The sequence below is a fragment of the Myxococcales bacterium genome (genome assembly GCA_012517325.1).
In the GTDB taxonomy this organism is placed as follows: Bacteria; Lernaellota; Lernaellaia; order Lernaellales; family Lernaellaceae; genus JAAYVF01.
This window is the reverse complement of record JAAYVF010000008.1, coordinates 75,101-98,827: the sequence shown is the minus strand read 5'-3', so window position 1 is coordinate 98,827 and position 23,727 is coordinate 75,101. Positions and strand designations below refer to the sequence as shown.

The following is a 23,727-nucleotide window of genomic DNA, read 5'->3' as shown; positions in this document are numbered from 1 at the left end:
TTACATTCGGCGACAAAAGCTTATACTGCATCCGTTGTTTGATTTTCCGCTCCTTGATCCGCAAGGATTTTCCCAAGGGTGTGACGATCGGATGATCGTCGCAGGACCTAACCGGGTGGTCGGGCCGCCATCCAAAAATTTGCCGTTTTCGACCTGCTGTTCGGGACAGCCATGCCATTTGTTCCGAATGGCGCGGCGTAGCGACATTTTTGGAGGCGAAATTGAAAAAGAGCAAAGAAGTCGAACCGGCCGTCGCCGCTCAGCCAGAGTCGTCCAGCAGTTGTCTGGGAGCGTTGCTTCGTGCGGTTTGGATGCTGCTCGGCACCGGTGTTCTGCTTTTCCTGACGATTTCGATTGTCATCAACAAATGGCCCTGGTTTCATCCGCTTGATCTGGTCTTTTGGCTGGTGCTGATCGCGACGATCCTGGCCCGCCTGTTCGATATCACCCGTTTCTCGGGCCGGACGGCCAACGGTGAAAAAGCCACAATGAAAGACTGGCGGGATTACAGCCTGCTGGTCGGCGGCATCTTTATCGTCGGATGGTTGGCGGCGCATCTGATCAATCTGTTGCGTTGATATCGCGCGCGGCAGTCCGCCGTCGGTCCGGAGTGATGGCGGCTACCTGAAACCGGAATTGTTGCCTCTCTGAATTAACTATTTCGTTAAAAAAATGACTTGTTAAAAACACCGATGGGATTGTATACTCAATTATTCGAAAGACGCGAATGATTCACTGAGTGCCAAATCCGTTCAGCTATTGATCACCCGAGAAAAATAAGTATGGTAAACCGCCGAGGTACGGTGGGGGGTGGGATTCGTGTTAGGGCGATAATGGCAAAACGTATATTTTTTAGATTTATTCAATCGGGGCGGTTGCTCGGTTTGGCGTGGTTCCTTTTGTTGTTGGTCGTTCCGGTTCAGGGTCGAGCCGCGGAGGTGTTGGAGCTGGACGCGAGCCGGTCGCGGACCCTACTTGGCCCTTACCTCGAAACCCTGATCGACGGAAAAAATGAATGGTCGATCGAGCGGGTGACGCAAGAGCCGCTGACCGCGCGGTTTGCGCCCAGCCACGACAAGGTTCCCAACTTCGGTTTGACGCACGCGGCGGTCTGGGCGCGCTTCACCATCCACAATCGTACCGAACGGGCGCTCACCCGCTATCTCATTTGCGAGATGCCGGTGTTGCAGACGCTGGACGCCTTTTTCCCCCTGGGCGACGGTCGTTATCAGCAAAAGACGGTTGATTTCCGGCGGCCGTTTCGGGATCGTGAAATCGACAAGCGGCAAGCGGTTTTTTCCTTCCACCTGGCGCCCGGCGAACGGCAGGAAATCTATCTGCGCTTCGTCAGCCAGGATCCGCTGCTGCTGTGGGCCTCGGTCTGGGATCCGCGGACCTTCGAGGAATACGATCGCGGTTTTCTGTTGATCGTCGGCGTCGGTCTGGGGATCCTGTTCGGCTTGCTGTTGTTCAACCTGACGCTGCTGATCGCGCTGCGCAACATCGACTACCTTTACTACCTGATTTTTCTGCTGTCCTTCGTGCTCTATCAGCTTTGCCTGAGCGGTTTGACGCACCAATACATCTGGCCCAATCGCCCGTGGCTGGCGCAATACGGGCCGGTGCTTTTCGGCGGCCTGACGATTTGTTTCGGCATGGAATTTTTCCGGCGCTTTCTCAACATCCGGAACTACCTGCCGCAATGGGACGGAGTCTTCAAGCTCATCATCGTGTTGGCGCCGATCCTGACGGCCATGGGACTGATCGATTATTCGATCGCGGTCTGGGCGCTGATGCTGCTGACGATCCTGCTTTTTCCTTTCCTGCTTTTCGTCACCCTGGCGTCCTGGCGCCGCGACAATCCGCTGGCCCCGCCGTTTCTGCTGGCCTGGACGTTCTACCTGGGCGGCGGCGTGGTGTTCGGGCTGTTAGTGTCGGGCAGCCTGTTGCCCGGTGCGATAAGCATGAACGGTGTCTGGATCGGTTTTTTCCTCGGCTGTGTCGTCCTGTCGCTCGCGAAAGCCGAACGGTTGCTGCGCCGGCGACACAGCTACGCCAAGGAAGCGGCGACGCTGAAAAAATTGCAGGAGGAGCAAAAGGAAAGCGAGCGCCGTTTCCGCCTGCTGGCGGACAATTCATCCGATGTGATCTGGATGGCGACGCTGCCGGAACTGCGTTTGACGTATATCAGCCCTTCGTCCCGCCGGCTCTTCGGCTTCTCGCCCGAGGAAATGATCGGTCATGAACTGGGCGATTTCATCGGGCCCGCCTCGGCGGCCAACACCCGCGAGGTGCTGAAAAGCGAGTTGGCCAAGCCGGCCGACCAACGCTCCACTTCGCTGCAATTCGCGATTTCCATCATTTCCAAGCAGGGCGCGGTCCTCGAGGTGGAAATCGCCACTTCCTGGATTCCGGGCGAGCGCGGCGAGCCGGTGGCGTTGCAGGGCAGCATCCGCGACGTGACCGAGCGGAATCACGCGGCGAATCACCTGGCGAAGAGCGAGGAACGCTACCGCCTGCTGGCCGAAAACCTCACCGACGTCATCTGGAGCATGGACCTGAATTTCCGTTACACCTACATCAGCCCGTCGGTGCAGGCGATGTTGGGCTTTTCGGTGCGGGAAATGCTGGCGCTGCCGCTGGACCGGCAAATGACGTCGCTTTCGTATCAACGGTTCATCCAGGCCTTGACCGAGGAATTGGAGGCCAACGCCGCGCGCTACCTGGAACCGCACGGTCACCGCGCGGTGGAGATCGAACTGTATCGCCGGGACGGCCTGACGTTGTGGGCGGAGACGCGCCTGACGTTCCTGCGTGGGCCCGACGGCCGGCCGCGCGGCGTGATGGGCCTGACGCGCGACATCACCGAGCGCAAGGAAGCCGAGGAGCGCGATCGCAAAAACGCCCGCGACCTGGCGATTCTTTCCGAAACCGCGATGGCCTTCGCCGGGTTGTCCCACGAAGGTGAAATCTACGAAGTGATCGGCGAGCAACTGCAGCGCATCGTGACGCCGGCCATCACCCTGGTCAACGAATTCGAGGAGGGGTCCGAGAGCGTGGTCTGCCGGACCGTCCACGGCATCGGCTGGCGGATGGAGAGCGTCGTCGAGTTCCTGGGCATGAGCCCGATCGGCATGAACTTTCCTCGGCCCAGCGAAGAGACGCGGCGCGATCTGTTGAGCGGCCGGCTGTTCTCGTTGCCTGCTGAAAAGTATCTGGCGTTTTTCAGCCAACTGAACAAAGCCATGATCCCCGTCGTCAGCCGGACGTTCGACCTGGAGCGGATCTATGTCGTCGGGCTGAATTGGCAAGGCAAGCTCTACGGCAGCATGGTGGTGGTGCCGCGGCTGGGAACCGAAATCAACCTGAACCTGGTCGAAACCTTCGCCCACCAGGCGTCGATCACCTTGCAGCGCATTCGCGCCGAACGGCGCTCGCTGGCGCTCGAAGCGCAACTCTTCCAGGCGCAGAAGATGGAAGCCATCGGCCGGCTGGCCGGCGGCGTGGCGCACGACTTCAACAACCTGCTGACCGGCATCGCCGGCAACGTTTCCCTGGCGGAGATGATCATTCCCCGCGAACATCAGGCGGCGGAGAATCTGGTCGAGATCGGCCGGGCGGTCGAGCGCGCCGCCGCGCTGACCAAGCAGCTCCTGGCGTTCAGTCGCAAGCAAATCATCGAACCGAAAGTGGTCGACCTGAATCAGGTCGTGGAAAACCTGCGGAAAATGCTGGGGCGGCTCATCGGCGAGGATATCGAACTGCAATTGAAGCTCGACCCGTCCATCGGCCTGGTCCTGGTCGATCCCACGCAGATCGAGCAGATCATCATCAATCTGGCGGTGAACGCCCGCGACGCGATGCCCGACGGCGGCCGGCTGACGATCGCCACCGGCGAGTTCGCGCCGACCGCGAAGGATCGCGAGAAAAGGCCGCAGCTCGTCGCCGCCGGTTACGTGATGCTGTCGGTGGCCGACAACGGGTGCGGCATCGAGCCGGAGTTGCTGGGGAAGATTTTCGAGCCGTTCTTCACCACCAAGGCCAAGGGCAAAGGCACCGGTCTGGGCCTGGCGACGGTTTACGGCATCGTGGCCCAACACAACGGTGACATCGAGGTGGAATCGACGCCCCACCAAGGTTCCGTATTCCGGATTCTGCTGCCGCGGTTGGCGGCAGGACCGGAAGTCGAAGCGACCGGCGGCGGTGACGAGGTTCTGCCGACGGGCCGCGAGACGATCTTGCTGGTCGAGGACGAGGACATGGTGCGCGAAACCACCGAGAAGCAATTGAGCCGGCTCGGCTATCGCGTTCTGTCGGCGGCCAACGGCGACGACGCCTTGCGGATTTTATTGACGGTGAAAAACGAGGTGGACCTGATGCTCACCGACGTGATCATGCCGGGGATGAACGGCCGCGAACTGGCGGACCGGGCGCAAGAGTATCAGCCCACGCTCCGGGTGCTGTTTACTTCCGGCTACACCGACGACCACATCGTCAGCCAAGGCGTTCTGGAGCCCAATTTGCACTTCCTCGCCAAACCCTATTCGGTGTTCGGCCTGGCGCAAAAAGTCCGGCAGGTGCTGGATCAGGGTTCGTTGTCGATCCGGTAGCGAGACGGGCGGGCGGCTACTTCGATTTCTTGTCGATTTTCATCTTGCCTTTGACGCGCTGTTCGCGCACGTCGTTGAGCAGGCGCTGCAATTCGACCTGGAAGCGTTTTTCGAACAGCAGGAACTTCGCGGTCTGCTCGGCGTTGAGTTGCCGGCGCAGGTCGCGGTATTCGCTTTCGCGAACCTTCATGGCTTTTTGTTCCAGGCTCAGGATTTCATCGACCGTGCGGTTGGTTTCGCTTTCGGCCGGGTTGGCTTGCTTCACCAGATCGTTCAGCTTGACGTAGGCCTGTTCCTTCTGTTCCATGATTTCGCGGAATTGCTGGTCGTATTTTTGAATCACCGGGAACAGCCGCGCCGATTCATCGGAATTCAGATCGAGCAGTTCCACCAGCCGGTACAGGCGCACCATTTCCAACCGGTGGATGGCCTCGTCGCGCCGCGCGGACGAATCTTGCTTCTGATCCTGCTGGGCCCAGGCGGCGGACGCCGGAATGACCGACAGGCAGAGCGCAACCAGAATCAACGCGAGGCGACGCATTTTCGGCTCCCTAGCAGGCTGTTGAAAAAGGTCGTCCTGGCCTTTTTCAACTACGCTCAATAAAAAGCGTGGTTTTTATTTCGCTTCATTTTCGGCAACTTCGGATGTTGCCGAAAATGGCGATCCATCCATGGATCGTACGCAGGGTGTTTTTCAACACCCTGCTAGAGGGTCCACTTGTTGATGTCTTTCGAGACGGTATCGGTGACGGCCGTCAGTTCCTCCTCGCTCAGGTCCACCACGAGCGGCGAATTGACCACCGGGTGTTCGGTCAGCGAGCCGGGCAGCACCATGACTTTGGAATGGGTGAGTTGTCCGAGCAGCACCTTGGCCATTTCGACTTGCAGTTTGTCGATCTCGTCGCCTTCCAGCGAATCGACCGCCTGACGCATGTCCGGATCGACCCGGGTGGCGGCCACCAGACGGCCCTTTTTGGCGATCACGGCGTAATTGCCGTGCAACTTGGCCATCGAGGGTTGCGCGTCGTTCGAACGCAGGCGGCCGGTGTAGGACATCGTGCCGACCAGAACCACCAGCAGGGTGGCGGTCGCCGCGGCCACGCGATACAGCATGGCGGGCGTCGTCAATCGTTCCCACCACCGTTTGTACCACGGCGTTTGCACGGCTTCGTCGGCGATGTGCCGCTGCACGCGGGCATAGAACAGATCGAAATAGGCTTCGCCGGGGTCTTCCGCCGGATGCGTCACCGCCGCCAGCGCCTGCCGGATCTGGTTGACTTCGCGAGCACAATCCGGACAACGGTTCACGTGCTCGGCCACCTCTTCGGCGATTTCGGAGGGCAATTCGCCTTCCAGCCAGTCGATGAGTTGTTCGGTGGTTTTTTCGCACGTCATGCTTGGCTTTCTCCCAGATTGACCATCAGCCCCTTCAGGGCTTTGACCGCGTAATGATAGTTTACTTTGGCAGCCGATACCGAAATGCCCGAGGCCTGGGCGATTTCGGCGAAGCTCATGTCGCCGAAGGCCCGCATCTGCAACACCTCCCGCTGCCGGGGAGGCAGGTTTTCCAGCGCCTGCCGCACGATCTGCCGCCGCTCGTGGTTGTCGATATCGTTTTCCACGGTGCTGTAGTCGGTCGCGCTGCGTTCCGTCACTTCCTCGCCCATGTGACGCGCCCGATCGCGGATCAGGTTTTTCGAGTAATTCATCGCAATGCGAAAGAGCCAGGTTTTCAGGCTGGCGCGGCCTTCGAAACCGGCCAGATTCTTGTAAGCCGAAACGAAGGTTTTCTGCGCCACTTCATCCGCGTCCTGATGGTTGCCCACCATTTTGAGGGCGAGAAAATAAACCATCCGCTGGTATTTCTTGACGATCACCTCGAAGGCAAACCGGTCGCCTTCCTTGACGAATCGTTCCACCAGGATTTTATCGTCGTCGTGCACTGTCTCTCCGTGATCGATCCGGTCTCGTCCTTCGCTAATCTGGACACTCCTCTTGGGCGGCAAGTTAAACGGCATTTGTACGCCTCCAGGCGACAAGCTTGGACTATTTTCAATCACTGTCAAGCAGCCGGCGCCGGCGGATGGATTTCACCGAGACATTACCGTCGTCGATGTATACGGCTGCGGGGACGGCTCGATTTGCTTTCGCCGCCAGGCATCGAAATGTCGGCACTGTTGGAAAAGCGCGGTTGAGAACAATTCAAAACTGCTCATTTCAATATTGAACAAAATTCTCATTAATTATTTTCTCCGGAAGTGGGAATATTTGTAATTGTTTGATTTATTAGAATAAAATTGAATTTCGGTGATTTTTCCTGAAAACGATGGGGAGTTTGATAATGACATCAATTCTCAATAAACATGCTTTATTCACTTGCCTCGGCATTGAAAATGTGTAGAATCATCGCGCCACAGCGTGGGAGTTTAGTCAGCCATGACTAGTTTGATTCTCCTAGGTGTATCCGCCATTCTGGTCAATAACTTCGTGATGAGCCGTTTCCTTGGGATCTGCCCGTTTCTCGGCGTTTCAAAAAAAATCGAAACCGCGATCGGCATGGGCCTGGCGGTGATTTTCGTCATCACGCTAGCGGGCATCGTGACCTGGTTGACGCAATACTACATTCTGGAACCGCTAGGCGTGGGCTATCTGCAAACGATCGCCTTCATTCTAATCATCGCCGCATTGGTGCAGTTCGTCGAGATGGTGATTCTGAAAATCAGTCCGGTATTGTACCGGGCGTTGGGCATTTATCTGCCGCTGATCACGACCAACTGCGCGGTGCTCGGCGTGGCGGTGTTGAATATTCAGAAGGGTTACAATTTTTTCGAGATGCTCGTTTTCTCCATCTCGGCGCCGGTGGGTTTCACCCTGGTCATGGTGATCTTCGCCGGCATCCGCGAACGGATGGAGACCTCCGACATTCCGGAGTCGTTGCAAGGGACCGCTATCGCACTCATCACCGCCGGGCTTTTGAGTCTGGCCTTCATGGGTTTCGCCGGCCTGGTCAAGGGATAGTCCAATGATCGAATCCATCCTTGTACTGACAGGTATTGGGTTACTTTCGTCCGTCGGCTTGGGCGTGGCCGCGCGCTTCTTCGCCGTTGCGGTCGATCCGCGGCTCGAGGAAGTGCTCAAGTTCATGCCGAACGTGAACTGCGGCGCGTGCGGCAACCCGGGTTGCGCCGGATGGGCCGGTTCGCTGGTCGCGGGCACCGGATCCATCAATGCTTGCCCGGTCACCTCGCCGGAAGCGCGCCAATCCCTGGCCAAGCTGTTGGATCTGACCGTCACCGAAACCGATTCGCAAGAGGCGATGGTTTTTTGCCAGGGCAGTGCCGAGCACGTCAAACTGCGGTTCGAATATCGTGGGGTTCCTTCCTGCAAGGCGGCCAACATGCTGGGCGGCCAACTCGGTTGCCGCTATGGCTGTCTCGGGTTCGGCGATTGCAAGCGCGCTTGCCCGTTCGACGCCATCGTGGTGGAAAACGGCTTGGCCCGGGTGATTCCCGAGCGCTGCACCTCGTGCGGCAAATGCGTCGCCGCCTGCCCGCGGTCGCTGATTTCGGTGCAGCCGGCGTCCAAACAGGTGCTGGTGCTTTGTCGCAACCACGACCGCGGCAAGGAGGTCACGTCGAATTGCAAGGTCGGCTGCATCGCCTGCGGCAAGTGCGTCAAGGCCTGTCCGGTTGAAGCGATCGAGCTGCAAAACAATGTGGCGGTGATCAACCCGGAAAAATGCATTCGCTGCGGCGCTTGCGCCCGGGTCTGTCCGACCCACAGCATCGCCGATTTCGCCGGGCCGCATTACACGGCGCGGATCAACGAACATTGCACGGGCTGCACGTTGTGCGCCCGGGTTTGCCCGTCCCGGGCCATTACCGGTGAACGCAAGGAAAAGCACGTGGTCGACGCGGCTCAATGCGTGCGTTGCCACAAGTGCCACGATACTTGCAACTTCGAAGCCATTGAAATGGTAGACGAGCAGGGCGTCATTCAGATTGCGCCTCGGCCGAAAAAAACCAAGCAACCCTCGGCCGCAAAGGAGAGCGCATGAGCATCCGGCGTTTCCGCGGCGGAGTGCATCCACCCGAATTCAAGTTTTCAGCCGGCCGGCCGGTGGAAGTTCTGCCGCCGCCCGGCGAGATGGTGTTGCCCTTATCGATGCATCTGGGCGCGCCGGCCAAGCCGCTGGTCCAAGGCGGCGAGCGCGTGCTGCGGGGACAGGCGCTGGCCGAGCCGTCGGGGTTTGTCAGCGCCTATATCCACAGTCCCGTGTCGGGCGTCGTGCGCAAGATCGAGCCGCGCGACCACCCCTTGGGAAAGCCATTACCGAGCATCGTGATCGACAACGACGGCCAGGACGAGACCGTCGCCTTCACGCCGCTGACCGATTGGCAAACCGCCGATCCGGCGCAATTGCTCGAGGCCGTGCAGCGGGCCGGCGTGGTCGGCATGGGCGGCGCGACATTCCCGACGCACGTGAAACTCAAACCGCCGGCGCAGTTCAAAATCGATACGGTGATCGCCAACGGGGTCGAATGCGAACCCTACCTGACCGCCGACCATCGGTTGATGCTCGAGGAACCCGAACGGATTCTCACCGGACTGCGGATCGTCCTGCGCATTCTCGGGGTGAGAAAAGGCAGGATCGGCATCGAGCGCAACAAGCCCGACGCCATCGCCCTTTTACGGCAAAAAACCGCCGGGGCGGACGACATCGAGGTGGTCGACCTGCACGTGCGTTATCCGCAGGGCGCGGAGAAACAGCTGATTTTCGCGTGCACCGGCCGGCAGGTGCCGACTGGCGGTTTGCCGATGAACGTGGGCGCCGTGGTGCAGAACGTCGGCACCTTGGCGGCGATTCACGACGCGGTGGTGCTCGGCCAACCGGTAATGGAACGGATCGTCACCGTTACCGGCCAGGCGATCAAAGAACCGAAAAACCTGCGGGTGCGTTGCGGCACGCCGATCCATTGGCTGATCGAAGCGGCCGGCGGCGCCATCGAGCCCTTCGCCAAGGTCATCAGCGGCGGTCCGATGATGGGCCTGGCGCAATACAACCTGAATACACCCGTCATTAAAGGAAGCAGCGGTGTGCTGTGCCTGCCGGCGGCGATGGTTCAGGCGATCGATCTGCGGCCGTGCATCCGGTGCGGCGCTTGCATCCGGGGCTGCCCGGCCGGTCTGGCGCCGACCGATCTGGTTCACCAGGTGCAGGCCAATAACTTCCCGGAAGCCGAAAGTCTAGGCGTGCTCGATTGCATCGAATGCGGTTCCTGCGCCTTCGGTTGTCCCTCGGGGATTCCATTGGTGCAGTGGCTGCGCCTCGGCAAGGCCGAGGTCATGGCGAGAAGGAAAAAATCGCAATGACGGAAACCAGTTCTCGCTTGATCGTTTCTTCCAGTCCCCACCTGCGCGGGCCTGATTCGGTGCCCAGGATCATGTGGTCGGTGGTGGGCGCGCTCACCCCGGCGGCGTTGATCTCGATTTACTATTTCGGCGTTCGCGCGGCCCTGACGATCGTGGTGGGCATCATCGGCTGTCTGGCGGTCGAGTACCTGTTCACCAGGCTGTTCAAAAAAAGCCTCTACGTGACCGACGGTTCGGCGGCGGTGACGGGTCTGCTGTTGGCGTTGAATCTGCCGGGCAATGCGCCGTGGTGGATGGTGCTGATCGGCTGCGTGATCGCCATCGGTTTCGGCAAGATGGTTTACGGCGGCCTGGGGCACAACATTTTCAACCCGGCGCTGATCGGTCGCGTGTTCCTGCTCATCAGCTTCCCGGTCCAGATGACGACCTGGCCCGTGCCGCGGCCGTTGTTCGGTCGGGTCATCACCGATGCCGTGACGGCCGCGACGCCCCTGGGCCTGGCCAAGGAAGCGATTTTGATGAACAAGCCGCTGGCGTCCGATCAAATCGTCAACTGGGTCGATCTGGCGATCGGCCAGATCGGCGGCAGTATGGGTGAGACCAGCGCGATCGCGCTGCTGCTGGGCGCGGCGTTTTTGCTTTACAAGGGATACATCAGCTGGCAAACGCCGGTGTCCTTCATCGGCACCGTGGCGGTGATGGGCCAGATTTTCCATTGGTACAAACCGGAACTTTATCCGAACGCCTTGTTCCACGTCCTGGCCGGCGGTTTGATGCTCGGGGCCTTGTTCATGGCCACCGACATGGTGACCTCGCCGCTAACCGGGCGCGGCCAGTTAATTTTCGGCATGGGCTGCGGCATCTTCACCGTGGTCATTCGCCTCTTCGGTGGCTATCCCGAGGGCGTCTCTTTCGCCATCTTGCTGATGAACGCCGTCGTGCCGATCATCGACCGTTACACCAAACCGAAAAAATTCGGTTTCGTGGCGGAAAGCGCCAAGAAGGTTGGGAGTCCAGGATGAAAGAGATACTGAACCTCTGCCTGGTACTGGGAGCGATTTGCATCATCAGCGCCGTGGCGCTGGCGCAGGTTTACAGCATGACGAAGGAACCGATCGCCACGGCGGCCGAGGCCGAGGCGAAGGATGCGGCCAAGCTCGTCCTGGAACCGATTCTCGCCGGCGGGGCAACCATCGAGAAGAAAGAAAACATCGGCGGAAAAAAGGCCGTTTACGTGGCGATGTCCGATGGGCAGCCGAAAGGTTTCGCTTACTTGATTTCCTCGAAAAAAGGCTACGCGGGCGAGATCCAAAGCATGATCGGTTTGGATATCGCCGGGAATCTGATCGGTTACAAAGCGGTCATTCACGGCGAAACGCCCGGCCTGGGCTCGAACATCGCGACCAACGTCAAATGGATTCACCAGATCGTGTTCAAGGGTCAACAACCGCGCAACCTGGAAAACACCGATTGGCGGGTGAAAAAAGACGGCGGTGAGATCGACGCCTTGTCCGGCGCCACGATCAGCCCCCGCGCCGTGGTCGGCTCCATTAAGGAAGGGCTCGAATGGTTCCGCGATAACCGCGCCGCCCTGACCGGCGAACCGGCCGCGTCGGCTGCGGCCGCGCTTGCGGTGCCACCGGCCGAACCGACACCCGACGCGAAGTTGGAAGAAGGCGGTGTCGCCGATCCGAAGCTGCCGGCGGCCGTTCCCCTGCCGAAAATCACCAAAACACCCCCGCCCATCGCGGGCAAGGATTTAACGGAGTAACGGCCATGTCGCTGTGGAAGGATTTGACCAATGGCATCGTCGCCGAAAACCCGACGTTCCGCCTTGTTTTAGGCATGTGCCCGACGCTGGCGACCAGCACCAATGCCAAAAACGGCATCGGCATGGGCATTGCCGCGACGTTCGTGCTGGTTTGCTCCAACATTCTGATTTCGGCCTTGCGGAACGTGATTCCCAACAAGGTGCGCATCCCGGCCTATATCGTGGTCATTGCCGCCTTCGTGACCATCGTCGACCTGTCTATGAACGCCTATTTTCACCAACTTTACAAAGCCTTGGGCATTTTCATCCCGCTGATCGTCGTCAACTGCATCATCCTGGGTCGCGCCGAGGCCTTTGCGAACCGTAACCCGGTGCTTAATTCCGCTTTGGACGGCATCGGCATGGGGATCGGCTTCACGCTGGCATTGACGGCGATCGGATCGGTCCGCGAAATTCTGGGTAACGGCACGGTTTTCGGAATCCCGGTGCTCACCGCGCTGGCCGATGCGGCCGGTGGCCAATACGTGCCGATCATCGTGATGATTCTGCCGCCGGGCGCCTTTTTATGCCTCGGCTCGATGCTGGCCGTCATCAATCGTCTCACGCGCAAGGAAGCCAAATAAAGCCAAGGCGTTTCGGCGCATCTTGCGGTTCAACGACAAGCCGTTATGATAACAATGCTTGTTTTTTCCGACGGGTGAGGCATGCGTCGAATTGGGCTCATTCTCCTGGTCCTGCTGCTGGCGGCGACGGTGTCGGCGCAAGCCCAGACCGACGAACCGCGCGGCATGGTGATCGCCGCCGATGGCGTGGTGCGCCTCGAGCGCGCCGGTCTGCCCGAACCGATTCTGGCGGATGCCGGTTTTGAGATCTTCGAAAACGACCGGCTGACCACCGACGGCGCCGGCCGCGCCAAGCTGCAGTTCGGCGGCCAATTGATCGTTTACGTCGGTTCCAATACCGACCTGGTCGTGGAACGAAGCATTCACAATCTGAAAGACCGGGCCCGCGTCAACTTTTTCCACCTCAACGCCGGCTCGCTGCGCCTGTTGGTCCGGCCGCGTCCCAATTACCGCCATACCGTCCGCGTCGACGATCCGAATCTCGCCGCCGCCGGGCACAACGCCTATTTCGTGGTCGAATACGATCCGCAAGCGGGGCGCTCCCGGATCTACAACCTCGCCGGCGAGGTTCGCCCGCTGGGGCGCGAAGGCGGAACGAGCAACGTCGCCGAATTGGCCGCCGGCGCGATCGTCACGTCCGAGGACGGTAAACTCCGGGTGCTGACGCCGGATGAAACCGCCGCCGCCGCGCCATCCCTGCTGGCGGAGACGGAGGTCGCCAATCAATATCTTTGGCAGCATCGGCCCGGTTCGGCGATGCATCTGGTCGAGAGCCGGTGGTTGTCGTCCCAGCAAGGCGGCGTCCCGAACGATCAGGGTTTGCTGCTGGCCGAGGAAGGAGAAGGCGGGGCGGATTTCGATGCGTTCCACTCGGCCGGCCTGCGGGAAGGCCTGCGCGAGGAGGATCTGCCGTACCCCGACGATTTCTCGCGGCTCCCCGCCGGGGTGCAGCCCCAAGCGGATCGGGTCGCGGTGCGGATTCACATTCGTTTTCCGGAGGCGAACCCGAAATGAGGCGATCCGGAAAGTCGGCGATTTGTCTCTTGATTTTATCGGCGAGCGTCGTCGCCCTGCTGGTCGCCTGCGCCGCTTCGCGGCCCGATGACGCCGGCGGTTCATGGCAAGCGAAAGTGTACGCGTACCTGGGTGCGAAAGCCGACCTGCCGCCGGATATCGTGGAAATTGAATTGCTCGTCAACGGGCCGGGTATGGCGTTGATCCGCAAATCCTTGTGGGTGGCCGATTTGGCGGACGACGAGGAAGTCTCGTTCCTGGTTTATCTGACGGCCGGCCAGCGGTTGATTGAGGTCAATTGCTTGACGGCAGACGGTTTCGGCCTGTATCGCGGATCGCGCACGGTGCAAGTCAGTAAAGCCGATTTGGATTTGACGATCAATCTGGAGGCCTACGGGACGATCGAGGGGCGAATCACCTACCTCGACGGGACGCCGTTGGCCGATTACCAGGAAATCGCCTTCGAGACGGAGATCGAGACCGGCGCGGAAGGGTATTATCACCTGGAAATGCCGCTCGGCGAAACGATCATCGAGGTGCAGCCCGAGTTGTCGCTCGCCTCGTTCACCCGCGTGCGGTTGACGGAACCGGGCGAACTGACGCTGGCCGATCTCGTGTTGATCCCGACCGCCGACGCGACGCAACCCTGGATTGCCGCGGTTGCGCCGAGCCGGCAGATCGTCGGCGGCCAGGCGGTGGGCGTTTTCGGGCGGGGATTCCAAACGGGAACGGAGCTGACGGTTTGGTTCGGCCAACCCGAGTCGATGATCGAAGCCGAGATTCTCGGCGTCGGGTCGGACAACGATTTGCAGGCGGTCGTACCGGCGGACGTTCCGGCGACGGGTTCGGTCGCCGTTTGCTGGACCGGAAACCAGGACTGCTCGAACCTGTTCCCTTATGCCTTGGTCCAGTGAAAAGAAGGAGCGCGCGGTGAAACCGTGGCCGGTCATCCTGCTTTTTATTCTGGTTTTGACGCTCGTGGCGGCCGGTGGTTGCGGCCGCCGAGGAAAGCTGATTCCGCGCGACGAAACCCGGCCGGCCGACGAGCAAATCCCGTCCGGATGGAAACAGAATACGCCGGAACCGTTCGGGGCCGAGCTGGGGGCGGACGGCTTGTTTGAACAGGCCGGCGATCCGGCCCGGCTGCGCGCGCGGGACCTGACTCCCGAACCGACGCCCGAAGCCACGCCGCCGGCCGCGGACGAAACCGACGAGGCGGACCAGCCATGAGCGATCGCGCGATTCCGATCACCAAAATGTCCGGCAGCGGCAACGATTTCATCCTCGTGGACAACCGCCAACGGTGGCTCGATCCGGATCGGGCGGCGCCCTGGGTTCGCGCCGTCTGCCGCCGCGCACTGTCGGTCGGCGCCGACGGCGTCATCCTGCTCGAAGCCGATCCGCGGGGCGAGGCCGATTTCGCCTGGCGTTTCTTCAACAGCGACGGCTCGGAAGCCGAGATGTGCGGGAACGGCGGCCGCTGCGCGGCCCGTTTCGCCCACGATGCCGGCCTGGCCGGCGAGACGCTGACCTTCCGCACGAAGGTCGGGCTGATCCGCGGCTGGGTGCTCGGCGGCCGCGAGGTGCGCGTCGGGCTGACGCCGCCGCGCGATTACCGCTCGGCGGTGGAAATCGAAACGGCCGGCGGCCGCGTGCGACTGGCCGCGATCGATACCGGTGTGCCGCACGCGGTTTGGCGCGTCGCCGACCTCGCGGCGGTGCCGGTGGTCGGGTGGGGCCGCCCGGCCCGCCATCACCCGGCTTTCGCGCCGCGCGGCACCAACGTGGATTTCGTGCAAATCCTCGGCGAGCAAGACGTGGCGATCCGCACCTACGAGCGCGGCGTGGAAGACGAAACCCTGGCCTGCGGCACCGGTTGCGCGGCCGCGGCGGTGACCCTGGGCCTGGCGGGCGAGGTTAAACCGCCCGTCCGCCTGCTGACGCGCGGCGGCGAAACGCTGATCGTCGATTTCCGGCAGGTCGAGGGCCGGATCGCGGACCTCACTCTTCAAGGTCCGGTGCGCTACGTATTTCGCGGCGAACTTCATTCGGAGGCGCTGTTGTAGCCTCCGCCGGTTCCCCCTGTCGGCGTTGGTAAAGCAGGATCGGCCCGATATCCTCGGGATAAGGGAAGTGTTGGATCAGCTCGAAGTGGGGCTTGATCTCGAAAAAGATCTGAAACACCCGTTGGGCGAAGTGCGCGTCCACGTCCTGCGGTTGCGAATAATTGCGGACATCGCGATTGAATCCGGTCTTGACCACGAGAAAATCCGCCGCCGACAGGTATTCGCGCAGCGTATCGTCGTTGTCCAAGCCCGGCGGCGTCCGGCCGACCGACGCCCATTCAAAGAGATTGGTCACGTTGGCCAGCGGATCCAGCATCCAGAGCCGGCCCTGGATCATCGAGGTGAAGGGCGAATCGATCAGCAGAATGACGCGCGCGTCGGCGCTGTTGGTCTCCAAGGCCTGCGTCAGCGGCGCCAGGCCCCAGTTGCTGCGTTGCGGGCGGGGAACGCCGACGAGATGCAGCCGATTTTCGTAGGATTCGAACGAAAACACCGTCTGCTCGGGCCGCAGGTGATCGTAGGCCGTCGCGGCGACCACCAACAGAATCAGCACGGTCGCCTTGGCGATGCGCCGCGAACGCGATCCCACCGCCGGCAGTTGCTCCAGCCCCAGGGCGGCCAGCACCGTCCCGGCGGGCAGCAGCGGCAATAAATAACGGGTGCTGAGCATCCCGTAAGTGATGTGCAACACCAACAGCGGCGCCGCCAGCCAGAGAATCAACGTGCGAACGCCGCGATCCTTCTTGGAAACGACCAACAAGCCGATCAGCGTCAGGACGGAGAGGATCGGCCCCAAGCCGTCGGTGATCAACAGCCGCAGGTTGTCCAAAAACCCGGCTTCGTCGGTTTGCAGGTAGAAAGCGCGGACCACCTGCCGTCCAGTGAACCAGGCATGTAAATTAGGAACCAGCACCGCGACTCCGGCCAGCAGGGTCATCGCCCCGGCGATCAAGACGTTCAGCAGACGATGCCGGCGCGCCTCCGATTTGTCCTCGAGGTACCCGGCAAGAATCAAATAAAGGGAAGGTACGGCGAGATAGAGGGGAAAAGACTGTTTGGTCATCATCCCCACGCTGCAGACCGCGCCGAACGCCAGCGACGGCGCGCGATGCAAGAGGCCATCGCTGCGCAACAACAGAAAGATCGCGAGGGTGACGACCGCGGCCAGCGGCACATCCACCATTTCCATCCGGCTGAAACGGTACAGCCCGGGGGTCAACGCCGTAAACAGGGCCGCGAACATCCCCGCGCGGTCGCCGGCCAGCAGATGGCCGATCCCGAAGGCCGAGAGGATCGCCAGCAGCGACCAGACCGCGACGGTCACCGCGCCGGCCCGCGGGACGTCGCCGGCGATCCAGCGGACGGGCAGGGTGGTGTAATGAATCAACGACGGGTAGCTCGAAGCGGCGGTATCGAGCCGAAAAGCTTCCCAGGCCGCCGCGTTGCCTTGCAGCGCGTGCGCCAGCAGACGGCCCGTTTTTTCCAGATGCATCGGATCGTAGGCGTCGTCGATCTGGTCGGCGATGATGACCGCAAGGTTGACGATGAACGAGGCCGCGCATAGCAGGACAAGCAAAGGCCAGATCCAGGGTCGCAGGCGACCGATACGCATGAACGGCTGTCTCCCGGTCGGTCAAGCGGCGCGGCCGGTTTGCTTTGACGCGATTCCGGCCCGCGAATAGTCCAAGAACCTTTTATTTGGCGGGAAGAATGGCGACGGCTTCGATTTCCAATTTGCAACCCACCGGACCGGGCAGAGCGGCTACTTGAACGGCGCTGCGGGCCGGATAGGGTTTGGCGTTGTCGTCGTCGAAAAATTCTTTATAGACTTCGTTGACCTTGCCAAAGTCGTTGATATTCAGCAAAAAAACGGTCATTTTGACGACATCCAACAAGCCCGAACCGGCGGCGGAAAGCACGGCGGCCACGTTACCGAGGGCCAGACGCGCCTGATCCTGAATATCGTCAGGTATTTTTTTGGTTTCGGGATCGATCGGCAATTGACCGGAGGTATACACGAAATTACCGCATTTGATGCCTTGAGAATATGGGCCGATGGCGCCCGGCGCTCGGGTAGTCGATACCGCTTCCTTGTGGTGCATGACAGAGTTCCTCCGGAATTCATCGTGTACGCAATGGATACATGATAGCTCAAATTACAATAAAGGCAAGGAAAACAAACCCGAATTCGCATCGCGTGGCGAAAAGGGATGAAATCGACGCAGATTATTAGGCTTGTGGGTATCGCTTATTTTTCTTGACTTTTTTTACCAAGTTTTGATAAAAGCGCTTTATAGACCATAGGTTAGATAATCCATCGAAGATCCGCAGCGATCTTTATCATTCTAACATATTGATTAATAAGCGATATTATTTAAAATGCCCAGGTGCATTGTTTTGATCGGTTCGACACTCGGCAAAAACATTTCCTTGCTTTCCACAAGGAAAGGAGGCGCGACGATATGAAAAAAGGCTTCATCCTCCTGATCCTGACATCCATTCTAATGGCGACTTCGGCGCTGGCGGCCGATTCGAACGGCGGCCTGATGGCCGGTTTCGGGGCGATCAATCTGGGCGGCACGATGAAGGCCGGCCTCAACTATTACATCGGCGACGAAACCCTCGGGGAAAACACCGACGGCCAGCGGCAAGCGATGGATAACGGCAAGGACACGGAATTCGTCCTCAATACTCTCCTGCTCAAGGTATACGGTTGGGTCGTGGATAACCGCGTCGGCTATTTTTCCACGATCGCCTACGACCAGGCGACCAACGCCATGAGCGTGCTCGATCTGAAACTCGGCTTCAGCTACATCCCCTATACGACCTTCGTCGTCGGCCGGATTCGGCCGGAAATGACCTACTACAATTCGCTGCCCGAGCAAATGTGGAAAACGATCGACGAACCGTTGATGAACCGGCTGGTCTTTCCGCGCACCCGCCAGACCGGCCTGGATATCGCCGTGAACACGCCCTACGTGGACGCCAATCTGGCCATCTACAACGGGCGCGAATATTTCCCGTCCTTCGTGCCGCAAAACGCCTTGCAGCCGGTCGGCAACGCGAACTGGCTCGACCAGAACACGACCAAGGACGTTCATTTCGGCCTGGTGGGCAAGCCCGTATTGGAAGGTTTGAAGGTTCGCGCGAACGTCTGGTATGGCATGCCGGTCGATAACTTCAAGGATGATCAGGGCTCGCTGCGCGATCAATTCGCCAAGATCATCTTCGTCAACGGCGGCATCGACTTCCTGGGGCCCTGCGGCGTCGTATTGGTCGGCGAGGTGCTTTACGGCGATTACACGTGGAACAAGAAAAACCCCGGCGCGGATTTGCAATTCTCGCACGATCGACAAGGAACCGACGACCGGTCGCTGAGCGAGGATTACACCCTGCAAACCTTGTCCTATTACGTGATGGCGGGGTTCAACTTCGGTCCGAAGCTGAACGTGCCGGTGGAAGTGCTGGCCCGTTATGATTACCTCGATCCCGACACCTTGAACGACAAGACCAAAGACGGCCATCCGCTCAGCGATCAGGATGCCCTGACCGATATCATGGGCGGCGTCAACTATTACCTGCAGGGCTATCACGCCATGATCTCGCTGAACTACATTCATCATGGCGAGGAATGGGAAAACGTTTTAACGAAAAAAGGCGACAGCGATCAGACCGGCATCGACAACGACGAGTTGAAGGTGCAGGCGCAGGTCGCTTTTTAACGGGAGAAATTCAAACAGGTTTTTCACCCGGTGCCAATAACGGCGAAAAACATTTGAAAAACAAGGTAATTTAGGCTCATTGACAAGAAAATAGGCTGGCTGGGCGCTTGTTGAAATTGGTTGACAAGTAGAATCCGGCGCGTTATTGATAGCCCATTATTCAGTGAAACCAATTAACAAGTGCGGAACAATAATCGCTTATTAGCTCAATCTTTGAAAATTTGGACGTGGTGCAATGACCGAGTTTTCAGATCGGAATGGTCGGAAAATCGGGAACGATGAGTTCGATGACAACCGTCCGCCGATTTCGTGGTGCGAATTCCGCGGACTGAAAAGGTTGGCTAAAGCAGGGAATCCAATGCAAGACAATCACCATATCTCATCAAAAGGAGGTCGTAGAATGAAGAGAATGTTGGTCATTTCGTTAACCGTTTTGCTGTTGACTGCTGGCTTCGCGCTGGCCGCCGAACAGCAATCGGTGAACGCCGGTTTCGGCAGCGCCACCTTGAATGGACTCTTCAAGGCCGGCTTCAATTACTACGTCGGCGATGAGACCCTCGGTGCCGACAAGGACGGCAATCCGCAGGCCATGGACAATGGCAAGGATATGGAATTCACGGTCAACTATTTCCAACTGGGCGTGAACGGTTGGGTGGTCGACAAGCACGTCACCTATTTGGCCACCATGACCGCCGACACCACCGCCGGTTCGGTCAGCCTGTTGGACCTGAAGTTGGGCTTCCTCTACATTCCGTACACCGGCATTTACGTCGGCCGCATTAAGCCGGATATGACCTATCACGGCACCATCAACAGCGGCACGTTCAAGACCATCGAAATGCCGCTCATGAACCGCAACATCTTCGGCCGTCAACGGCAGACCGGTTTGAACCTCAACCTGGATACCAAGTACCTGGCCGCGAACCTCGGCGTGTACAATGGCCGGCAGTATACTCCGGCGTTGATTGCTCCGGGCGGCACCGACCCGGTCGGCAACGTCGACTACCTGGATCAGAATACGGGCAAGGACATTCACTTCGGCTTGATCGGCAAACCGCCGGTGGAAGGCCTGAACATCCGCGCCAACCTGTGGTACGGCACTCCGCTCGATGCGAATGAAGTCAAAGACGGCGAATTGACCAACCACAATGTGTCGGTCATGTTCCTGAACGGCGGCGTCGATTACCTGGCTCCTTTCGGCCTGACCCTGATCGGCGAATTGTTCTACGGCACCTACGCGTGGGACAGCAAGGATCCGGCGACGAACTTCGAAGACGACCGCGCGGACGACACCTACGAACTGACCACCATGTCCTATTACTTGATGGCCGGCTACAATTTCGGGCCGGTGTTCGAGGTTCCGGTTGAAATCGTGGCCCGCTACGACTACCTGGATCCCGACACCCTGAACGACAAAGAGAAGCACCCGGCCAGCGAGCAAGACGCGTTGACCGACATCGTCGGCGGCGTCAACTACTACATCAAGGGTTACAACGCGATGTTGTCCCTCAACTACATCTATCGCGGCGAAGAATGGGAAAAAGTCCTGACCAAGAAGGGTGATGACGATCAGACCGGCATCGCCAACGACCAACTCAAATTGCAAGCGCAGGTCATGTTCTAGACGTCTGAATCTCGTTTCGTCGACAGCCCCGCGAGCCCGGCTCGCGGGGCTGTTTTTTTGGGCGGGCCGAAAAACCTGTTACCAGAAAAAAGAAAGCGATCTCTCCGTTCGGCCGAAATGACAACCAAGCGCCGTCCTTATTCCTTCCAGGTTGACAGGTCCGGCGGGGAAAGATACGTTTTGTGCCCGCGAAGCATGAAGCGACAGCGTGTGGAGAAACAATCATGACCGGCAATGAAGTCCGCAAGGCATTTCTCGATTATTTTGCTAAACAGCAACACCGCGTGTTGCCCAGTTCGCCCCTGGTGCCGCAAAAGGATCCGTCCTTGTTGTTCACCAACGCGGGGATGGTCCAATTCAAGAGCGTTTTCCTGGGCGAACAGGACATCGGCACGCGCCGCGCCACCACCAGCCAGAAATGCCTGCGGGTGTCGGGAAAACACAACGATTTTGAAAATGTCGGCCGCACCGCCCGCCACCATACGTTTTTCGAAATGCTCGGCAATTTCAGCTTCGGCGACTATTTCAAACCAGACGCGATCCGCTTCGCCTGGGAACTGTTGACCCAGGTCTACAAGCTCAACCCGGATAAACTGTACGCCAGCGTTTTCGAAACCGACGACGAAGCCGCCGAAATCTGGCGCACCCAGGTCGGCGTGCCGCCCGAGCGGATCGTGCGCTTCGGCGAGAAAGAAAACTTCTGGTCGATGGGCGACACCGGCCCCTGCGGCCCGTGCAGCGAAATCATTTACGATCAAGGCCCCGACTTCGAGGGCACCATCGACGGCGAGGGCGATCGCTTCCTCGAACTGTGGAACCTCGTCTTCATGCAATACAACCGCGACGAAACCGGCAAGCTCACGCCGCTGCCGCGCCCGTCGATCGACACCGGCGCCGGCCTCGAACGGATCACCGCCGTGCTGCAGGGCTGCAAGACCAACTACGATTCCGACCTGTTCACGGCGATTCATCGCGAGACCACCCGCCTCTCGGGCCACGAGTACCTGGCCGATCCGGATACGACCGTCAGCATGCGGGTCGTCGCCGACCACATCCGCGCGATCGTCTTTCTGATCGCCGACGGCGTGCTGCCGTCCAACGAAGGCCGCGGCTACGTGCTGCGGCGGATCATGCGGCGGGCGGCCCGTCACGGCGTGCTGCTCGGCCTGAAGGACCCGTTCCTGTATCAGGTCGGCGGCGCGGTGATTTCCACGATGAAGGGCGCCTATCCCGAATTGCAGGACCGCGCCTCGTACATCGCCAAGGTCGTCAAGAACGAGGAGGAACGTTTCCTGCGGACGCTGGAAACCGGCCTGAAAATGCTCAACGCCGAACTGGCCCGCACCCAGGGCGTGCTCGACGGCGCGCTGGCGTTCAAACTGTACGATACCTACGGCTTCCCGCTCGATCTGACCGAAGACATTTGCCGCGACCGCGGCGTTACGGTCGACAAGGCGAGTTTCGACCAGGCGATGGAACGGCAGCGTAATCAGAGCCGCGCCGCGTGGGAAGGCTCGGGCGCCGCGGCGCTGTCGGCTGGCCAACGCGAACTGCTCGGGAAGGGTTTCACGACGGAATTCGTCGGTTACGACAACCTCAAGGCCGAAGCCGAAATCATCGGCCTGGTGCGCGACGGCGCGGCGGTCGACCACCTGGCGGCCGGCGAGGCGGGCGAATTGTACGCCGACCTCACGCCGTTTTACGCCGAAATGGGCGGCCAGCTCGGCGACCAGGGAAAAGTGCTCAGCGGCGACGCCCTGGCCGACGTGACCGACGCGCGGCACGTCGGCGGGCTGGTGGCCCACCTGGTGCGCGTCCGTAAGGGCGAGGTGGCCGTCGGCCGGCGCGTGACCCTGGCGATCGACCCGGTCCGCCGCCTGCGCATCCAGCGCAACCACACCGCGACCCACCTGCTGCACAAGGCGCTGCACGAGGTGCTCGGCCCCGACGCCAAGCAGGCCGGTTCGCTCGTCGCCCCCGAGCGCCTGCGCTTCGACTTCACCCATTACGCGGCGATGAAGCAGGAGGAACTGCTGGCCGTCGAAACCCGCGTCAACGAAATGATCATGGCCGACGAACCGGTGTCCGCCACCCAGCGCGACTACGACGCGGCGGTCAAGGCCGGCGCGATGGCCCTGTTCGGCGAAAAGTACGACAAAACGGTGCGCGTCATCGAAATCGGTGACGGCGAAAGCCTGGAGCTGTGCGGCGGCACCCATTTGCAGCGCACCGGCCAGATCGGCTCGTTCGTCATCGTCGCCGAGGGTTCGGTGGCCGCCGGCGTGCGGCGCATCGAGGCCCTGACCGGCGACGCCGCCGTGGCCCATTTCCAGACCCTCGACGAACGCCTGCGGACCGCCGCGGAATTGCTCAAGGCCGCGCCCGCCGAACTGGTGGAGCGGACCGAAAAGCTGCTGGCCCAGTACAAGGCGGCCGAAAAGGAAATCGAAAAGCTCAAAGCCCAACTGGCCGGTCAGGCCGGGCAGGGCATCCTCGAAAAGGTACAGGAGATCGGCGGGGTCAAGGTGCTGGCCGACATCATCGCCCTGGAAGATCCCAAGGAACTGCGCAATTTCGCCGCGACGCTGCGCGACAAGCTCGGCTCGGGCGTGCTCTTCCTGGCGGCCAACGCCGGCGGGAAGGCCCTGCTCATCGCCATGGTGACACCCGACCTGACCAACCGTTTCCACGCCGGGAAGATCATCCAACCGGCGGCTCAGGCGGTCGGCGGGGGCGGCGGCGGCAAACCCGACATGGCGCAGGCCGGCGGGTCCGATGCCGGCAAGCTCGACGAGGCCCTGGCGGCGGCGCTGGCCGCGATTCGCGCCATGTAGCCGGCGGCGATCGTTTTTCGGCGGCCGTTCGGCCTCCGGGCGGGGTGGACCATGTTGCGATTCGAGAAACGGACTCGCCGGTGGTCGACG

Annotated in this window: 20 protein-coding genes; 15 read left to right on the top strand and 5 right to left on the bottom strand. The window is 60.3% G+C overall.

The features are described from left to right. Positions 1-221 precede the first annotated feature (221 nt). Together GX444_01850 and GX444_01845 are read left to right on the top strand one after the other, a co-directional pair. Positions 222-578 (top strand): hypothetical protein, encoded by a 357-nt coding sequence (locus GX444_01850; protein ID NLH47328.1) that lies wholly within the window; start codon positions 222-224, stop codon positions 576-578. A 360-nt stretch (positions 579-938) separates the two neighbouring features. After that, positions 939-4,610: a PAS domain S-box protein gene (locus GX444_01845; protein NLH47327.1), complete on the top strand. Its 3,672-nt coding sequence runs from the start codon at positions 939-941 to the stop codon at positions 4,608-4,610. Between the two features lie 16 nt (positions 4,611-4,626). On the opposite strand, the gene GX444_01840 is transcribed toward GX444_01845, so the two are convergent. The 3 genes from GX444_01840 to GX444_01830 all read right to left on the bottom strand — a co-directional run bounded on the left by GX444_01840 (position 4,627) and on the right by GX444_01830 (position 6,553). Further along, positions 4,627-5,151: a hypothetical protein gene (locus tag GX444_01840; protein ID NLH47326.1), complete on the bottom strand. Its 525-nt coding sequence runs from the start codon at positions 5,149-5,151 to the stop codon at positions 4,627-4,629. A 164-nt stretch (positions 5,152-5,315) separates the two neighbouring features. Next, complete coding sequence (locus tag GX444_01835) at positions 5,316-6,005, bottom strand: hypothetical protein (protein ID NLH47325.1); 690 nt, start codon at positions 6,003-6,005, stop codon at positions 5,316-5,318. Continuing rightward, positions 6,002-6,553, bottom strand: coding sequence for a sigma-70 family RNA polymerase sigma factor (locus GX444_01830; GenBank protein ID NLH47324.1), 552 nt, complete (start codon positions 6,551-6,553; stop codon positions 6,002-6,004). Before GX444_01830 ends, GX444_01835 begins: the two co-directional genes overlap by 4 nt. A gap of 493 nt (positions 6,554-7,046) precedes the next feature. Between GX444_01830 and rsxA the strand changes: the two genes are divergently transcribed. The 10 genes from rsxA to GX444_01780 all read left to right on the top strand — a co-directional run bounded on the left by rsxA (position 7,047) and on the right by GX444_01780 (position 15,457). After that, entirely contained in the window at positions 7,047-7,628 is a 582-nt protein-coding gene (rsxA, locus tag GX444_01825) for an electron transport complex subunit RsxA (GenBank protein NLH47323.1), read from the top strand. A 4-nt stretch (positions 7,629-7,632) separates the two neighbouring features. Continuing rightward, entirely contained in the window at positions 7,633-8,667 is a 1,035-nt protein-coding gene (locus GX444_01820) for a 4Fe-4S binding protein (protein ID NLH47322.1), read from the top strand. Continuing rightward, complete coding sequence (gene rsxC, locus GX444_01815; GenBank protein NLH47321.1) at positions 8,664-9,983, top strand: electron transport complex subunit RsxC; 1,320 nt, start codon at positions 8,664-8,666, stop codon at positions 9,981-9,983. Before GX444_01820 ends, rsxC begins: the two co-directional genes overlap by 4 nt. After that, positions 9,980-11,005: an RnfABCDGE type electron transport complex subunit D gene (locus GX444_01810; protein ID NLH47320.1), complete on the top strand. Its 1,026-nt coding sequence runs from the start codon at positions 9,980-9,982 to the stop codon at positions 11,003-11,005. The genes rsxC and GX444_01810 overlap by 4 nt, the downstream gene beginning before the upstream one ends. Then, positions 11,002-11,754 carry an RnfABCDGE type electron transport complex subunit G gene (locus GX444_01805; GenBank protein NLH47319.1) on the top strand — a complete coding sequence of 251 codons (753 nt, stop codon included), beginning with the start codon at positions 11,002-11,004 and terminating at the stop codon, positions 11,752-11,754. The genes GX444_01810 and GX444_01805 overlap by 4 nt, the downstream gene beginning before the upstream one ends. 5 nt (positions 11,755-11,759) lie before the next feature. After that, on the top strand, positions 11,760-12,377 hold the full coding sequence (locus GX444_01800; GenBank protein ID NLH47318.1) for an electron transport complex subunit E: 618 nt from the start codon (positions 11,760-11,762) through the stop codon (positions 12,375-12,377). Positions 12,378-12,458: 81 nt separating this feature from the next. After that, entirely contained in the window at positions 12,459-13,391 is a 933-nt protein-coding gene (locus tag GX444_01795; GenBank protein ID NLH47317.1) for a FecR domain-containing protein, read from the top strand. Beyond that, the gene (locus GX444_01790; protein ID NLH47316.1) at positions 13,388-14,305 is read left to right on the top strand and encodes a hypothetical protein; all 918 of its coding nucleotides are present in this window, start codon (positions 13,388-13,390) and stop codon (positions 14,303-14,305) included. The genes GX444_01795 and GX444_01790 overlap by 4 nt, the downstream gene beginning before the upstream one ends. Before the next feature lie 16 nt (positions 14,306-14,321). Next, on the top strand, positions 14,322-14,621 hold the full coding sequence (locus tag GX444_01785) for a hypothetical protein (protein NLH47315.1): 300 nt from the start codon (positions 14,322-14,324) through the stop codon (positions 14,619-14,621). Further along, the gene (locus tag GX444_01780; GenBank protein ID NLH47314.1) at positions 14,618-15,457 is read left to right on the top strand and encodes a diaminopimelate epimerase; all 840 of its coding nucleotides are present in this window, start codon (positions 14,618-14,620) and stop codon (positions 15,455-15,457) included. The genes GX444_01785 and GX444_01780 overlap by 4 nt, the downstream gene beginning before the upstream one ends. On the opposite strand, the gene GX444_01775 is transcribed toward GX444_01780, so the two are convergent. Together GX444_01775 and GX444_01770 are read right to left on the bottom strand one after the other, a co-directional pair. After that, positions 15,393-17,069 (bottom strand): phospholipid carrier-dependent glycosyltransferase, encoded by a 1,677-nt coding sequence (locus GX444_01775; protein ID NLH47313.1) that lies wholly within the window; start codon positions 17,067-17,069, stop codon positions 15,393-15,395. The two genes, GX444_01780 and GX444_01775, sit on opposite strands and share 65 nt — an antisense overlap. An 82-nt stretch (positions 17,070-17,151) precedes the next feature. Further along, a complete protein-coding gene (locus GX444_01770) occupies positions 17,152-17,559 on the bottom strand; it encodes a RidA family protein (protein ID NLH47312.1) in 408 nt (135 codons plus the stop codon). 360 nt (positions 17,560-17,919) lie between these two features. Here GX444_01770 and GX444_01765 point away from each other — a divergent pair, with 360 nt between their 5' ends. The 3 genes from GX444_01765 (at position 17,920) to alaS (ending at position 23,637) form a co-directional block, all read left to right on the top strand. Next, positions 17,920-19,179, top strand: coding sequence for a hypothetical protein (locus tag GX444_01765; protein NLH47311.1), 1,260 nt, complete (start codon positions 17,920-17,922; stop codon positions 19,177-19,179). Between the two features lie 400 nt (positions 19,180-19,579). Next, entirely contained in the window at positions 19,580-20,803 is a 1,224-nt protein-coding gene (locus tag GX444_01760; protein ID NLH47310.1) for a hypothetical protein, read from the top strand. Positions 20,804-21,027: 224 nt separating this feature from the next. Next, positions 21,028-23,637, top strand: a complete 2,610-nt coding sequence (gene alaS / locus GX444_01755) for an alanine--tRNA ligase (protein ID NLH47309.1) — start codon at positions 21,028-21,030, stop codon at positions 23,635-23,637. Positions 23,638-23,727 lie beyond the last annotated feature (90 nt).